Here is a 14,710-nt window from a genome sequence, read left to right on the forward strand (position 1 = left end):
TTCTCTTTTTTTGAAAATGCAACTCAAGCCAAATGGAGTAGTGGTTTGTCTTTAGTTGCCCGAACTCAAGCCAAATGAAATTGCCATTTGGCTTGAGCCAGACCTAAATCTCAAGACCTGCTTCCGCCAGCATAGGGGAAATTAATTAAACATCTTATCCAGTAAATATTTTCAACTCAACAACTATTATGATAATATTAGCAGATGAGAGCGTATTCGAAATCCAAATATAATTAATGAGAATGGAGCTGTTTTAGTGGAGCCAATTTTTTTAAAACCAGTTTTACAAGAGAAAATTTGGGGTGGCAATAAGTTAAAAAGCGAATTTAACTTCGATTTACCAAGCGACCGTATTGGTGAAGCCTGGTCAATTAGTGCGCATCCAAATGGTGTTTCGACCATTGAATCGCCGGATGAATTTAAAGGTATGGCCTTTGATCAATTTTACGAAGAGCACCGTGAGTTCTTTGGCGAATTAAATGATGATGTCTTTCCATTATTAGTAAAGATACTGGACGCGAAAGAAGACTTATCTGTTCAAGTGCATCCAGATGATATTTACGGAAAAGAGCACGAAGGTGAATTAGGTAAGACGGAGTGTTGGTATATTATCGATGCTGAGCCTGGTGCGCAAATCGTTTATGGACATAATGCGGAGTCCAAAGAAGAGTTCCAGCAATTGGTTGAAGAAGGGCGCTGGGACGAGTTACTGCGCCGAGTGCCAGTGACGCCGGGCGAATTTTATTATGTGCCACATGGAACGATTCACGCCATTGGTGGGGGTGTCATGATATTAGAAACGCAACAAAGTTCAGACACCACTTACCGCGTGTATGATTACGATCGTACTGACAATCAAGGGAAGCAACGTAATTTACATATCCAACAATCTATTGATGTGTCGCTGATTCCTCATCAAGACCCTGAACAAGTGGCAGATGTGAGCCAACAAGAGGGTGGCGCAATGACGCATTTTCTAACGAATGATTACTTTAAAGTCTTTAAATGGGATGCGACAGGCGACTTAGAAATTCCTGTCACTAACGCTGTTTATTTAGCAACGGTGATTGAAGGAAGTGGGGAACTCATTGTGAATGGAAAAACCTACCCACTAACCAAAGGAGATTCCTTTGTAACGCCAGCTTCAGCATCTGACATCCAAATAAAAGGGAGCAACTTAACCTTAATCGCATCAAACCCAGTTTATTAATTCAAATAGGAGTGATTAAATATGACATTACTAGGAGCAATTGAAGCAGGTGGCACTAAATTTGTCTGCGCTGTTTCAGATAACGCATTAAATATTATTGAACGACTGTCGATTCCCACAACGGTTCCGGAAGAAACCATGGAAGCCGTAGTAGATTTTTTTGGAAAATACGACGTCGACAGCTTTGGGATTGGGTCTTTTGGTCCGATTGACGTCAATCCAGCTTCAGAAACATATGGTTACATTACGTCTACACCTAAACCAGGTTGGAACCAATTTGATTTTGTAGGCTATTTGAAAAAAGCGTTTGGTAAACCCATTTACTGGACGACCGATGTGAATGCGGCAGCTTATGGCGAGTACAAATTAGGAGCTAGCAGAGATATTCCAAACAGTTTGTATTTAACGATTGGTACAGGAGTTGGAGGGGGCGCGGTCATTAATGGCGGCATTTTCAATGGGTATTCTCATCCGGAAATGGGGCACATCAAAGTTCAAAGACATCCTGAAGATACGGGAGAGGGCTCGTGTCCTTATCACGGTGACTGTTTAGAAGGACTCGCAAGTGGATCTGCTATCGAGAAGCGATTTGGTAAAAAAGGGATTGATTTACCTAAAGACCATAAAGCATGGGAGTTCACGGCTTATTATTTAGCTCAAGCCTTGATGAATTATTCGCTAGTCTTATCACCGGAGCGAATTATCTTAGGTGGAGGCGTAATGAAGCAAGCCCATCTACTACCTATGATTCAAGCAAAATTAGAAGAATTAATGGCCGGCTACTTAGCTTTACCACCGATGGCCGAGTACGTTCAAACACCTGGTTTAGGAGATAACGCTGGAATAACAGGTTGTCTATTATTAGCTCAGAAAATATTAAATTAAAAAAACTCAGTAACGACCGAATTTCGGCTCCGTTACTGAGTCTTATTTTCTCGCATAATGTCAGAACTAATGCGACGCGAATCAAAAATTTGCCCGACCTCAATAATATGTTCTAAGTTGACGTCATAATCGTGTGTAAATACCATTGCATAAAGTAAATTTAATAAGTAAATAATTGATGTGTTGGAAGTAAAATTCGCAATCTTTGAATAGAGCTTTTCCCGTGTTGTAATATGTAAAGTAACGTCACTCAAATTAGAAATCGTATTGTCGCCAATACTTGTCAGACTAATAATGGATGAGCCGCGTTCACGCAACATGTCAATGCATTTTAGCATAATATCATTCTCTCCCGTATAGGAAATGACGATGGCGCACGTGTCTTCCGTTGAATGGTAAGCTTCGTAATCAATGTAGTGATACGTCGATGCAATCGACACGTTTCGATTAATTCGGCGCATTTTAGTGACAAAATCTTGTGAAATCATTGCATTTGTATGACTTCCGAAAATTTTAATTTCTTTGGCTTTCAATAATTTTTCTTGAGCTCGCATTAAGTTTTGATAATCTAATAAAGAAAGCGTATCTTGAATCGTATTGTGCTCAAGGGTGGCTAGCTTATTGGCTATAGAAAGTAAGTTATCTTGCTTTTCAAATGGGAGGTTTGCGTCAATGGAATTATAATTACTATTTAAATAGTGCCATTCCTTTAAATAGGCATCTTTTAGGTCGGTCCAACCTTTAAAGCCGAGCTTTTTCGCTACACGAATTAAACTTGTCGGGTTCGCGTGTGTTATTTGAGCTAGAGCAGTGGTGGTCATGTTTTCCAGTAACTGTGGGTTTTCGGTCATGTAGTCGACTAAGGTTTGTTCGGCATCAGAAAAATGTTCAGACTTCATTTGTTCGATAATTAGCATGATAGTCTCCTAACTTCATTTTATTTAATCATATAGGAATTGAGTGATTTTCACAACATTTAGTATATTTTGTGTCACCCTTACACAAGGAAAATGTGAAAAGACCATTGATTTGTGACGAGGCATACTACTTGACCTCACGCTGTTGTAAAGGTTTACTTGCAGGGTTAAGCTAACCTTACAAACAAATAGAGGAGGCTATATTTTTTATGGCTAAAGGGATTAAAATTGTAACAATCGGTGGCGGATCAAGCTATACGCCTGAACTCATTGAAGGTTATATTAAACGAAAAGATGAATTGCCAATCGAAGAAATCGTACTGGTGGATATCGAGGCGGGGCAGGAAAAACTGAATATCGTTGGCGAAATGGCTAAGCGAATGATTAAAGCGGCCGGATTAGACTGGAAAGTGACATTAACTTTAGACCGTTTCAATGCCTTAAAAGATGCAAACTTTGTGACGACACAATTTCGTGTAGGGCTACTGGATGCGCGTGTGAAAGATGAACGGATTCCATTGTCACACGGTATTTTAGGACAAGAAACAAATGGAGCCGGTGGGATGCTTAAGGCGATGCGTACAATTCCTGTGATTGGTTCAATTATTGAAGATATGCGACAACAATGCCCAAATGCTTGGTTAATCAACTTCACCAATCCAGCTGGGATGGTAACGGAAGCAGCGATTAATGAATTCGGTTGGAAACGCACGATTGGTTTATGTAATGTTCCGATTACTCACTGTATGGATGTTTCTGAGAAATTAAATGTGGAACAAGCAGAATTAAATTTTCAATTTGCTGGGATTAATCATTTTCATTGGCACCGGGTTTGGGATAAAGCTGGGAATGAGCGCACAAAAGAAGTCATCGATTTGTTATACAAAGAGGATGAGGATGCACCTGAAAGCGCACTAAAAAATATTCACGACGCAGGTTATAATGTCGATCAAATTCAAGACTTGGGACTACTACCTTGCGGTTACCACCATTACTACTATTCTGAAGATATTATGTTAGAGCATTCAATTGAAGAATTTAAAAATGGGGAAACGCGTGCGCAAGTAGTGAAAGAAACAGAAAGAAGCTTGTTCGAACTGTATAAAAATCCTGAACTAGATTACAAACCGGAAGAATTAACACAACGTGGGGGAACGTATTATAGTGACGCGGCTTGTGAAGTGATTGCGTCAATCTATAATGACAAACGCACTCAAATGGTTGTCTCGACACAGAACAAAGGTGCAATTGCTGATTTACCGTATAATTCAATTATTGAAGTATCAGCGGAAATTACCTCTCACGGAGCCATGCCTTACAACTGGGGAAGCTTCATGCCAGCAGCTAGAGGAATGTTACAGTTGATGAAAGGAATGGAGGAGACAGTCATTCGTGCTGCGGTTGAGGGTAACTACGGTGCAGCTTTACACGCCTTTACGATCAATCCTTTAGTACCAGCAGGAAATACAGCCAAACGTGTGTTGGATGAATTACTTTACGCGCACAAAGAACACTTACCACAATTTGCCGAAAAAATTAAAGAGATTGAAGCAAAACAACCCGAGGTGGTTGAGTATGTAGATGAGTTGATGGAGTCGAATTAAACAAGTTTGGAGCCTCATGGAGTATTATTTTATACTTCAAGAGGTTATTTTAATATAATATTTGAAGGAGAATGGAAGGAGCTGTTGTAATGGGACAAACAATCTATATGATGCGACATGGGCAGACATTATTCAACTTACGAGGTGTGATCCAAGGTGCTTCTGATTCGCCACTAATTGCTCAGCTTTGGACTTTCAATACCATGAAGGTCAGTTTAAATACATTGATGTCATCAATCATGACTACAGTGGCTTATAAGACGAAAATATATTTGACTCAAGGAATTGATGTGCTAAAGTAGAATGAAATAAAATAATATAAAAATATCGTCGGATAGACATTCATTTTTGTACGTAGGCCAACGTGTACATAATTGGATGCCTATTCTTTTTTGTTTTTTAAGGAGGAAGGAATATGTTTTTATCATTATTAGGTATTAGGATTGGTACTGGTTTGGTTGAAAGTTTAAATCCAATTGCTATTTCACAACAGTTTGTATTACAATCTACCGCGAAAAGAAAGCATTCAATCTTGACTTATATTTTTGGGCTGTTATTTTACTTTGGTATTGCTCAAATTATCCGAAATTAATTTGAATCAGCGCAGACGAACTACCCATTTTTAATCCCGCTTACACTAAATGTTCTAGGTGTGATGCTAATCATTTATCGTTTTATCACTATTTTTCAGCGAGAAATAATAAAGCAGAGATTAAGGATAAGGAAATAGATCCTGCGTCAAAGAATTTGTCAGCTGTTCATTTATTTGTAATAGGCGTAGTGTCTAGTTGGGCAGAGTTCACAAGTGCATTGTCTTACATTTGTTATTTAACGGTCTTAATTTCAGCTGATAATCAATGGACAGTGGCTTTAGTTATGCTTGTATTATATAACTTAGTCTTATTCAATTTATCATTGTATATTTTGTATGCATTGTCCGTTTATAATGAAAAATGCTAATGAAAATTTATACTCGATTTTACCGTATCATGAGTTATATTTTAGAGTACGGAATCCCAGTACTAAACGTTTTATTAAGTTCGTTTCATATATTTAGGAGAGGTTAGGTTTTATAATTTGTAAAGTGGGTGAATTCGTGTCCCTGAAAAAATCTCAGGGACACGAATCCAACAACCAATCCCAAAAAACCAGCCCACCTCACTCAGTATCAATACTGAATAGGGTGGGCTGTTATTTATGCGCGTATATATGCATAGCCGTCTTCTTGGCGGGCAATCAGTTCAACCACGCCACTTGGGACGTATGTAAAGTGAATAGCTTCTGCTTGTTCTTGTGTTAATTCTTGTGCAGCCAAAGCATGTCCGCATAACTCGAAAGTAACACCTTTTTCTAACAAAGGCTCAGCTTTCGAAGCAATATCAGGGTGACTAACAATTTGAACGGCAGGTCCGTTTCCAAGAATAACTATATCAACGTTAACTAAATCAGCTAAGGCATTTCTAGCACTAGCAATAACTTTTGACCAATCCTCTAATTCGTGAGCATGAAATATGACTTTTTTCATCGTTTCACCTCTTTACTTTTGAAAAAATAGAAATAAACCAGCGTGTAAAGGCAAAACTTCTGCCGGCAAAAAGTTTTTGATTGCGTAAACAATCCATCGAGTCTTTATATTTATCAGCTGCAGTGGTTTTTAATCGTTAAACTTTAATCGTAATATTAAATTAATCGTCAGTCGCAACCGTTCAATCTAGTTTTAAGTACACAAAGACTCTACCAAAAGTGTTAAATCTCAGTGAGTAAATCAATTGAAATCATAGAGTTTGCATTCGATTGATCGATTAAAGAAGAAATTTTATTAACTTCTTTCGTAAGTCGGTCAATGTCTTCGCGAATCGATGACTCATTATAAGCACTATATTCGACCACGCCAACACCCGTCTCAACGCGTGTTTCTTGGCGCTGAATTAAATTCTCAAGTTGCGTCAATAGTAAACGCGTTTGACGAACCCATTCGAGCTGATAAGTGACACTATGATTTTCTACAATAAGTTCATTATTTGCCTGTGCAATGGCGTGACGCAAAGCGCTTATGTCGGTAATCAGTTGTTTGTATTTTACCAATTCTTCTTCATTCGATTTAGCTTTATCATCATGGGCAATTGGCTTACCGTCCACTTTCACCGGTCCAAAGAAATTTGAGCGGAAACGGTAAGTAAGTTGGTCAATTTGTTTATTAAAATTTGATAAAGTAAAAATAGCTTCTTGAATAGTTAAATGATGTTGCATAGTTACCTCCAGTGATAAAATTTAGTTTTCCAAAACTGCTGCTTCCAAGTTGCTTATAATAATTTTCTTCGTATTCATCTAGGTTTAAATTTGAGCGTAAGTTTGTTGCAATTCATTTAAGTGACTCGGGATAATTTGCCAAGAAAGACCGTACGCATCCTTAACCCAACCACATTGCTCACTTTCTGGAACGTGAGATATTTTTGACCAGTAGTAGTCAATCTCCTCCTGATCTTCGCAAGCAATCGTAAATGAAATTGCTTCGTTAAATCGGAAATACGGACCGCCATCTAGACCAATAAATTTCTGGCCATTCAATACAAATTCAGCATTAATAACTTTGCCAGCCATGCCTTTAAAATGTTCATTTAAAGACTCATCCGGATAATATTCGATGGACGTGACTTCTGAATTAGGAAAAATAGAAACATAATAATTAAGCGCTTCTTCACAATTGTTATCTGAGAACCATAATGATGGGATAATGTTTTTCACAATATACACTCCTAATGTTTTCTTTATTTTACCACTCCAAAATATCAAAACAAAATAATACAATCAGTCGAACAATGAAAGCGACTGTTTCTAATTAATTTCTAATAAGCGTATAAAAAGGGTCAAATTTGTATTATAATAATAGAATACAAAGTGAGGTGAATGGGAATGTTTAAAACAAATAATTTAGTTAAAATCGCGTTGTTAACTGCTTTAACGACTGCTATTTCCCTATTAGTGATTATTCCGGTTCCAGCAATGAACGGATTTGTTACATTATGTGAGGCGGGTATATATTTAAGTGCAGTCTTACTTGGTCCCGCAGGTGGCTTTTGGGTTGGGGCATTGAGTGGTGGACTTATTGATATATTAACTGGCGCACCTCAATGGGCTTTATTCTCAATCATCATCCATGGTATTCAAGGATTGTTAGTTGGATATTTATATCAAAAATTAACAAGTTCCTTTAAACTAAGTATGAGCTTAGTACTTGGAAGTGCGAGCATGATTGTCGGCTACTTCTTAGCAACCATGTTACTATATACTTGGCCAGCAGCGATGGCGTCAATTCCAGGGAATCTTGTTCAGACAGTTTTTGGAAGTTTAGTCACGATCGCCATGTTAAAAGGTCTTAAGAAAACAAGTTTTAATCCAGCAAAAGAAGGTAATTAAATGAACACTGATAAGTTAACGAATGATTTAATTCAAATTGTAGAAGATGTACTAGAGGCAGCCCAATTACAAGCAGGGAATACTTTTGTTTTAGGGTGTAGTACAAGTGAAGTTGTTGGAGGCATGATTGGGAAAAATTCCAGTCAAGAAGTCGGCGAACTCATTGTCTCAACACTGAAAGAGTATTTAGACCAGCATCAAATTAATTTAGCCGTTCAAGGATGCGAGCATTTGAACAGAGCGCTTGTTGTTGAACGCGCCTTTGCAAAGCAAGCTGACTTAGACGAAGTGTTTGTTGTACCAGCTTTAAATGCTGGAGGTGCAGCCTCGGTGGCAGCCTTTAAATACTTTACGGATCCAGTTGTCGTTGAACATATTGTTGCACAAGCTGGTTTAGATATTGGAGATACGGCAATTGGGATGCATGTTAAACATGTCCAAGTACCCGTGCGCCCAAGCATTAAGGGATTAGGCTCAGCCCATGTCACAGCTTTAAGAACTCGACCAAAATTCATTGGGGGACCTCGCGCACAGTACGCTAATTAAGGAAAATATTAAGGAGTGGAATGTATGAGTATTTTTTCAAATGAAGATAAGATATCACTATTAAAAGATTTAGTTGCGATTAAATCAGTTAATGGAAATGAAATCGAAGTTGCAACTTATTTAAAAGACGTCTTAAATAAACATCAGATTGAAGCAGAAGTGATTGAAGTCGATGAAGGACGCGCCAATTTAGTGGCTGAATTCGGAAGCAGTAGCCCCCTGATTGGAATTTCAGGTCATATGGATGTAGTGTCAGAAGGGGACGCTGCTGATTGGAAATATGATCCCTTTGTCTTAACTGAAGAAGACGATAAACTATATGGACGCGGGACTGCGGATATGAAAGCAGGATTAGCAGCACTTGTCATTGCGATGATTGAAATCAAAGAAGCCGAAGCCTTACCTCAAGGAACGCTTCGCTTATTAGTGACTGCGGGTGAGGAAAGTACGCAACTCGGGTCAAAATATTTACGTGAAAATGGCTACATGGATGACGTTGAAGCAATGATTATTGCTGAACCAACAGGTGATGTCATAAACATTGCCAACAAAGGATCAATGAACTTTAAAGTAACTTCTCGCGGGAAATCGGCTCACAGTTCCATGCCAAAAGTTGGTAAGAATGCGATTGAACCATTAATGGGCTTTGTTGAACACGTCATTGGAACATTTGAGAGTGTGAATCAAGAGACTGATTTCTCAAGCTTTGATTTTACTCCCGTCATTGAAAATTTTGGTGGGTCTAAAGATGACACCGAAGGAAATAAAGATTTAGCAGATCTTCTAAAAAGAGCGGTCTTAACTAATACATTGTTCAACGGTGGCTCACAAATTAACTCAGTACCGGACAAAGCCGAAGCTTACTTCAATGCGAGAACGGTGACAGAATTTGATAACGAACAAATGCGAGATATTTTCAATCAAGTATTGGCAGAGTATGAAGGGACAGGAGCAGAACTTTCTCTTGAGATGTTACTATATTTACCACCAATTATTACGACAGGTGATAATCTTTTAGCGACATTATCAAAAGAAATTGGGGAAGATAAACTAGGTACAGACCTACTGGTTGGACCAACGACTGGTGTCACAGACGCGTCGAATTTACTGATTGATAAAGGCGAAGACTTCCACTTTGTTGTCTTTGGACCAGGTCAGACAAGTTCTGCCCATCAACTCGATGAATACGTGAGTAAGGAAGCTTATTTTAACTTTGTGGATATTTATATTGAACTGATTACAAAATTTGCTGAAGGCAAATAATTGAACGACGCGTACAAATTCAATGGAGGGTGAATGAATTATGACGATGAGATACACTCAAGCACAAATTCCTGAGGTCTCTCTTGTGAAGATAGATACCTTAATAGATGCGCATACGTTAGAAAATTATCCAGAACATGAGAATTTAGAATCTAAACTGTATGCGATTGAAGCCGTGAATGAATCTGGTTTTGCAGGCGGCATCGCCTTTACAAAACAATTTGAGACAGCGCATGTGAATGCATTAGCTGTAGAAAAAGCGTATCGTGGTCAACAAATTGGAACAGGGTTATTAAAGGAAATGGAGCAGTATGCTGAATCGATTGGAGTACATACTGTTTCCTTATCAACCTTGAGTTATCAAGCCTTAGATTTCTATCAGAAATTAGGTTACACATTATCAGGTTCAATGAATGATTACCCAAGACGTGGTCTGACTAAATATGCTTTATACAAACGCCTACCAAATTATTAACTAAAGAAAAAGTCCTAGAAAAGAGTGATCTCTTCTAGGACTTTTTGCTTAAGGATTTTTCGAATGGTTTCTGGGGTTTTCATAGAACATAAGTGTTGTCGATTTTGTTTTTAGAAGAATGTCATCTTTTTGATTTTTTACAATCCAGTTTACTTCTACGACTGCTTGATATGGTTTTGATTTAGAAGGCTTGATATCCAGAATCTCAGTTTTAACGTATAGAATATCATCCGGTCGAGTTGGATTTGGCCAAGATAGGTTGACCATCGAACCAATCATACCGTGCTCAATGTTTAATGATCGAACTATAATCCCCATAGCAATAGATGCTGTGTGCCAACCACTTGCAATTAAACCTTTAAACGGGTAGTTCTTCGCTTTATCTTCATTAATGTGATAAAACTGAGGATCATATTTTTGTGCAAAATCAATGATTTCCTCTCGACTTATTTGATAAGAGCCACAATCTATTTTGTCTCCAATCTTTAAATCTTCTAAACGGAATATTTTATTATTCATATTTACCCCACATTTTTTTAATTTTATGTAAATGCACCTAAACCTGTTAACTCACGGCCAACGATTAAAGCATTCACTTCATGAGTTCCTTCGTAAGTGTAGATAGCTTCTGCATCTGTGAAGAAACGCATTACTTCAGATTCTAGGGTAATACCATTACCACCACAAACTTCACGCGCCATTGCAACAGTTTCACGCATTGTCAGTGAGTTGTGCATTTTTGCTAGAGACGAATTTAACATTGATGGACGTTCTGTTTCTTGTATTTCAGCTAAGCGCACTGAGTAGCCAATGTTAGCAACAACGTTTGCTTGCATACGGGCTAATTTTTCTTGAACTAATTGGAAGCCACCTAATTTTCTTCCGAATTGGTCGCGTTCTTTAACGTATTTTAATGCTGAAATGAAAGCACCTGCTGTCACACCCGTCGCGATATGAGACACATCTGCACGAGTGAAGACTAAGATTTTCGCAACATCACCAAAGCCGTTAATGTTAGCTAAGCGGTCTGTTTCAGGCACAACAACGTCTTCTAATTTAATGTGTGCGTTACGGATTGCGCGTAAAGACCCTTTGTGTGGAATTGGGTTAGCCTCATAACCTTCGGCACCTTTACGAACGATGAAACATTTGATGCGGTTATCTTCAACGTCACGTGCGAAAATTGGGATAACATCCGCAGTATCCGCACCTCCAATCCAACGTTTTTCTCCATTAAGAATCCAGTTGTCTCCCTCACGGCGAGCGGTTGTTGCTAAGCCACCTGCAATATCTGAACCGTGATCCGGTTCAGTTAATCCAAAACAACCTTGCCATTCAAATGAAGCTAACTTAGGTGCGAATTCTTCGATTTGACGGTCGTCTCCACCGATTAAAATTGTGTTGTAGCATAAGCCGCCATGAACAGTATAGAAAGTTGCGATGGATGCATCGAAACGAGCTAGTTCTAAGTATAAGAAAGCCGTATATAATTCACTTGGCTTACGTTTCCCTTCACGGCCAACATATAACTTTGGATTATTTATAATTCCAACATCACTAACTTTTTTAAATGCCTCAAATGGAAAATCGGCATTCTCCCAGTACTCAGCGATGACAGGACGTACGTGAGTTTCTAAAGCTTCACGAACTTCTTGTAATACTTCAATTTCGCCATCAGTTAATTTCTCTGCATATCCATATAAATCTTCTGGATATAATTCCTTTACGATATCTGCTTTTGTAGTCATAAAATATGCTCCTTTTTAAAAAATGAATTTGAATATAAACGCTTACAAGTCTATAATATAACCACTTTAGAAGAATTACTAATTACTAATAATTAAACATCGTATTAGCTCAGCTTATGATATTTTTAAAAATAAGCGTTTACAAGCGATTAAAAAAGAAGTAACCTATCTTATGTAAGCAAAAAGGAGTTTGAAATTTTTATGAGAATGGATATAAATCAAATGAATTATTTCATAAATATTGTCGAATGTGGTTGCAATTTATCATTAGCTGCAAAGAAGATTCACATTAGTCAATCAGCTTTGAGCCAATTCATTACAAATTTTGAAAAAGAAGAAGAAGTCGAACTATTTAAAAGAAAAAATGGACGATTAGATGAACTCACTGAAAGTGGAGAAAAGATATATCGCTATGCTCAAGATATTACGCAAAAAAGTATAGAGATGGAAGAGCTAGTGAGAAGAGAGGCTTCTAAACAAAAAGGAACCATTCGACTAGGCATTCCATCTTTAATATTGCGAGTTTACTTTTCAACGTATTTACCAAACTTTGTGTTAGAACATCCAGACATCCGCATTGAAGTTACCGAAGGTGGCTGTAATGATCTCAGACATATGTTGATTAATAACGATCTTGATTTCGCATTTTTAATTGAACCGACGAACTTAGACCTGAAAGGTTTCGAACAACATGTGATTGACATTAATGAAATGACAGCCTTTATGGATGTGAACCATCCTTTAGCTTCTGATGATTTGTTGAACTGGTCGCAATTAAAGCCTTATAGTTTAGCGACATTTAATGATACTTTTACAACGCATTTGCAAGTAAAAAGTAAATTAACCGAAAACAATGTGCCCAATGATGTGATGTTTACGTCTGCTTCATGGGATTATTTAATCGAAGCGACGCGTAATAATGAAATCGTAACCATCCTACCAAAGCCAGTAGATCGTTTCTTGAGTAGCGTTGAATTTGCGGTGAAGCATTTCCATGATTTCGTACCATTTAACGTCTTATTATGTCGATCTAAGAAAAAACCTTATAGCGACGTTGAAGAAATCCTGCTTGAAAATATGCTCGACTTCTTCTATCAACCTGTCGCGTAATGAATTTAAGTTAGACGAACAATAATTAATTTTAAGATAGTGTTGGTGAGGTGATCTTGCTGATGCTATTTTTTTGTGATTGAACATCCTCGAAAAGTGACACTATATGACCTCAAACTACTGACCTCCATCCCACATTTTCTATACAAAAATTTTATGAAAACTATAATTTCCCGACAAACCCCAACACACAAAATGGGTATCAATAAGCCCTTCAAATGAGATATAAGTCGAGCTTATAGAAACGATAAATTTAGTATGTTAGAAATTCATCGATGCAAGCATTAGAATTATAATTGTAAACGCTTAATAAATGAAACTAAGACATATATAAAAATGGAGGAAGCAAAATGACAGAAGTAGTAATTGTATCAGCACGTCGTTCGCCAATCGGAAGCTTTGGGGGAGCATTCAAAAATGTTTCTGCTGTGGATTTAGCAACACAAGTAGTGAAAGAAAGTATTAAAGACATCAACTTAGACCCTCAAGAGATTAACGAAGTGATCTTAGGAAATGTACTTAGTGGAGGATTAGGACAAAACGTTGCGCGCCAAATCGCTATTAAATCAGGTATTCCAAAAGAAGTTCCTGCATTTACAGTGAACAAAGTGTGCGGATCAGGACTTAAAACTGTTGCTTTAGCAGCACAATCAATCCTAGCCGGAGACAATGAAGTTGTTATTGCGGGTGGAACAGAAAGTATGAGTCAAGCACCCTACGTATTAAACGACCAACGTTGGGGTAAACGTATGGGAGACGGTCAAATTGTTGATACTATCTTAAAAGATGGTTTAATAGACGCTTTTGATGATATCCATATGGGTGTGACAGCTGAGAATGTCGCAGAAAAATTTGGATTAACTCGTGAAATGGAAGACGAGTTAGCCGTGTCAAGTCAAAACCGTGCAGAAGCAGCAATCAAAGCTGGACGTTTCAAAGACGAAATCGTTCCAATTGCCGTTCCACAACGTAAAGGTGAACCAGTGATGGTTGATACTGATGAATTCCCACGTTTTGGATCAACGATGGAATCTTTAGGGAAATTACGTCCAGCCTTCGCAAAAGACGGATCTGTTACTGCAGGTAATTCATCTGGAATCAACGATGGTGCTGCGATACTTATTTTGATGTCAAAAGAAAAAGCAGAAGCATTAGGTTTAACACCAATAGCTTCAATCGTCGCTTACGCAAGTGGCGGGGTAGATCCAAAAATTATGGGGACAGGTCCAATCCCAGCTACACGCCGAGTATTAGCTAAAGCAAATATGAGCTTAGAGGACATTGAGTTAATTGAAGCGAATGAAGCTTTCGCGGCACAAGCATTAAGTGTGATTAAAGAATTAGAATTAGATACAGATATTGTCAACGTCAATGGTGGTTCAATCGCTCTAGGACACCCAATTGGGGCAAGTGGTGCACGAATTACTGTGACATTATTACACGAAATGATAAAACGTGATTCTAAAACAGGGCTCGCTACATTATGTATCGGTGGCGGGCAAGGGATTGCCTTAATCGTTAAACGACCATAAAAA

At 38.1% G+C, this 14,710-nt stretch carries 17 protein-coding genes; 11 read left to right on the forward strand and 6 right to left on the reverse strand.

The genetic code is table 11. The annotated features are described in order from the left end of the window. The first annotated feature begins 256 nt into the window (after positions 1-256). Positions 257-1,210 (forward strand): mannose-6-phosphate isomerase, class I, encoded by a 954-nt coding sequence (gene manA / locus ACEN3Z_RS01585; protein WP_407089309.1) that lies wholly within the window; start codon positions 257-259, stop codon positions 1,208-1,210. Between the two features lie 21 nt (positions 1,211-1,231). Further along, the gene (locus tag ACEN3Z_RS01590; protein WP_407089311.1) at positions 1,232-2,095 is read left to right on the forward strand and encodes an ROK family protein; all 864 of its coding nucleotides are present in this window, start codon (positions 1,232-1,234) and stop codon (positions 2,093-2,095) included. 32 nt (positions 2,096-2,127) lie between these two features. On the opposite strand, the gene ACEN3Z_RS01595 is transcribed toward ACEN3Z_RS01590, so the two are convergent. Next, the gene (locus ACEN3Z_RS01595) at positions 2,128-3,012 is read right to left on the reverse strand and encodes a MurR/RpiR family transcriptional regulator (RefSeq protein ID WP_407089312.1); all 885 of its coding nucleotides are present in this window, start codon (positions 3,010-3,012) and stop codon (positions 2,128-2,130) included. Between the two features lie 209 nt (positions 3,013-3,221). Between ACEN3Z_RS01595 and ACEN3Z_RS01600 the strand changes: the two genes are divergently transcribed. The 3 genes from ACEN3Z_RS01600 to ACEN3Z_RS01610 all read left to right on the forward strand — a co-directional run bounded on the left by ACEN3Z_RS01600 (position 3,222) and on the right by ACEN3Z_RS01610 (position 5,208). After that, positions 3,222-4,616 carry a 6-phospho-beta-glucosidase gene (locus ACEN3Z_RS01600; RefSeq protein ID WP_407089313.1) on the forward strand — a complete coding sequence of 465 codons (1,395 nt, stop codon included), beginning with the start codon at positions 3,222-3,224 and terminating at the stop codon, positions 4,614-4,616. Positions 4,617-4,705: 89 nt separating this feature from the next. Then, complete coding sequence (locus ACEN3Z_RS01605) at positions 4,706-4,918, forward strand: histidine phosphatase family protein (protein ID WP_407089314.1); 213 nt, start codon at positions 4,706-4,708, stop codon at positions 4,916-4,918. Between the two features lie 113 nt (positions 4,919-5,031). Beyond that, positions 5,032-5,208, forward strand: a complete 177-nt coding sequence (locus ACEN3Z_RS01610; protein WP_407089315.1) for a hypothetical protein — start codon at positions 5,032-5,034, stop codon at positions 5,206-5,208. A 603-nt stretch (positions 5,209-5,811) separates the two neighbouring features. Here the strand turns inward: ACEN3Z_RS01610 and ACEN3Z_RS01615 are convergent. The 3 genes from ACEN3Z_RS01615 to ACEN3Z_RS01625 form a co-directional block, all read right to left on the reverse strand. Then, positions 5,812-6,141, reverse strand: a complete 330-nt coding sequence (locus ACEN3Z_RS01615; protein ID WP_138404593.1) for a DsrE family protein — start codon at positions 6,139-6,141, stop codon at positions 5,812-5,814. Positions 6,142-6,362: 221 nt separating this feature from the next. Beyond that, positions 6,363-6,866, reverse strand: coding sequence for a hypothetical protein (locus ACEN3Z_RS01620; RefSeq protein WP_407089316.1), 504 nt, complete (start codon positions 6,864-6,866; stop codon positions 6,363-6,365). Between the two features lie 84 nt (positions 6,867-6,950). After that, positions 6,951-7,361, reverse strand: a complete 411-nt coding sequence (locus tag ACEN3Z_RS01625; protein WP_407089317.1) for a VOC family protein — start codon at positions 7,359-7,361, stop codon at positions 6,951-6,953. A gap of 168 nt (positions 7,362-7,529) precedes the next feature. Between ACEN3Z_RS01625 and ACEN3Z_RS01630 the strand changes: the two genes are divergently transcribed. Genes ACEN3Z_RS01630 through ACEN3Z_RS01645 form a run of 4 tightly spaced genes read left to right on the forward strand, consistent with a single transcriptional unit; the run spans position 7,530 to position 10,317 of the window. Continuing rightward, a complete protein-coding gene (locus ACEN3Z_RS01630; RefSeq protein WP_138404591.1) occupies positions 7,530-8,033 on the forward strand; it encodes an ECF transporter S component in 504 nt (167 codons plus the stop codon). Further along, complete coding sequence (locus ACEN3Z_RS01635; protein ID WP_138404590.1) at positions 8,034-8,579, forward strand: TIGR01440 family protein; 546 nt, start codon at positions 8,034-8,036, stop codon at positions 8,577-8,579. Between the two features lie 24 nt (positions 8,580-8,603). Further along, positions 8,604-9,842 (forward strand): ArgE/DapE family deacylase, encoded by a 1,239-nt coding sequence (locus ACEN3Z_RS01640; protein ID WP_407089318.1) that lies wholly within the window; start codon positions 8,604-8,606, stop codon positions 9,840-9,842. Between the two features lie 40 nt (positions 9,843-9,882). Next, positions 9,883-10,317, forward strand: coding sequence for a GNAT family N-acetyltransferase (locus ACEN3Z_RS01645; protein WP_407089319.1), 435 nt, complete (start codon positions 9,883-9,885; stop codon positions 10,315-10,317). A 48-nt stretch (positions 10,318-10,365) separates the two neighbouring features. On the opposite strand, the gene ACEN3Z_RS01650 is transcribed toward ACEN3Z_RS01645, so the two are convergent. Next, complete coding sequence (locus ACEN3Z_RS01650) at positions 10,366-10,836, reverse strand: MaoC family dehydratase (RefSeq protein ID WP_407089320.1); 471 nt, start codon at positions 10,834-10,836, stop codon at positions 10,366-10,368. Positions 10,837-10,859: 23 nt separating this feature from the next. Next, positions 10,860-12,065, reverse strand: a complete 1,206-nt coding sequence (locus tag ACEN3Z_RS01655; RefSeq protein WP_407089321.1) for an acyl-CoA dehydrogenase family protein — start codon at positions 12,063-12,065, stop codon at positions 10,860-10,862. Positions 12,066-12,272: 207 nt separating this feature from the next. Here ACEN3Z_RS01655 and ACEN3Z_RS01660 point away from each other — a divergent pair, with 207 nt between their 5' ends. Beyond that, the gene (locus tag ACEN3Z_RS01660) at positions 12,273-13,175 is read left to right on the forward strand and encodes a LysR substrate-binding domain-containing protein (RefSeq protein WP_407089354.1); all 903 of its coding nucleotides are present in this window, start codon (positions 12,273-12,275) and stop codon (positions 13,173-13,175) included. Positions 13,176-13,525: 350 nt separating this feature from the next. Then, the gene (locus tag ACEN3Z_RS01665) at positions 13,526-14,707 is read left to right on the forward strand and encodes an acetyl-CoA C-acetyltransferase (protein WP_407089322.1); all 1,182 of its coding nucleotides are present in this window, start codon (positions 13,526-13,528) and stop codon (positions 14,705-14,707) included. Positions 14,708-14,710: the final 3 nt, after the last annotated feature.

It is taken from the genome of Ruoffia sp. FAM 26254 (assembly GCF_045528545.1).
Classification (GTDB): Bacteria; Bacillota; Bacilli; order Lactobacillales; family Aerococcaceae; genus Ruoffia; species Ruoffia halotolerans.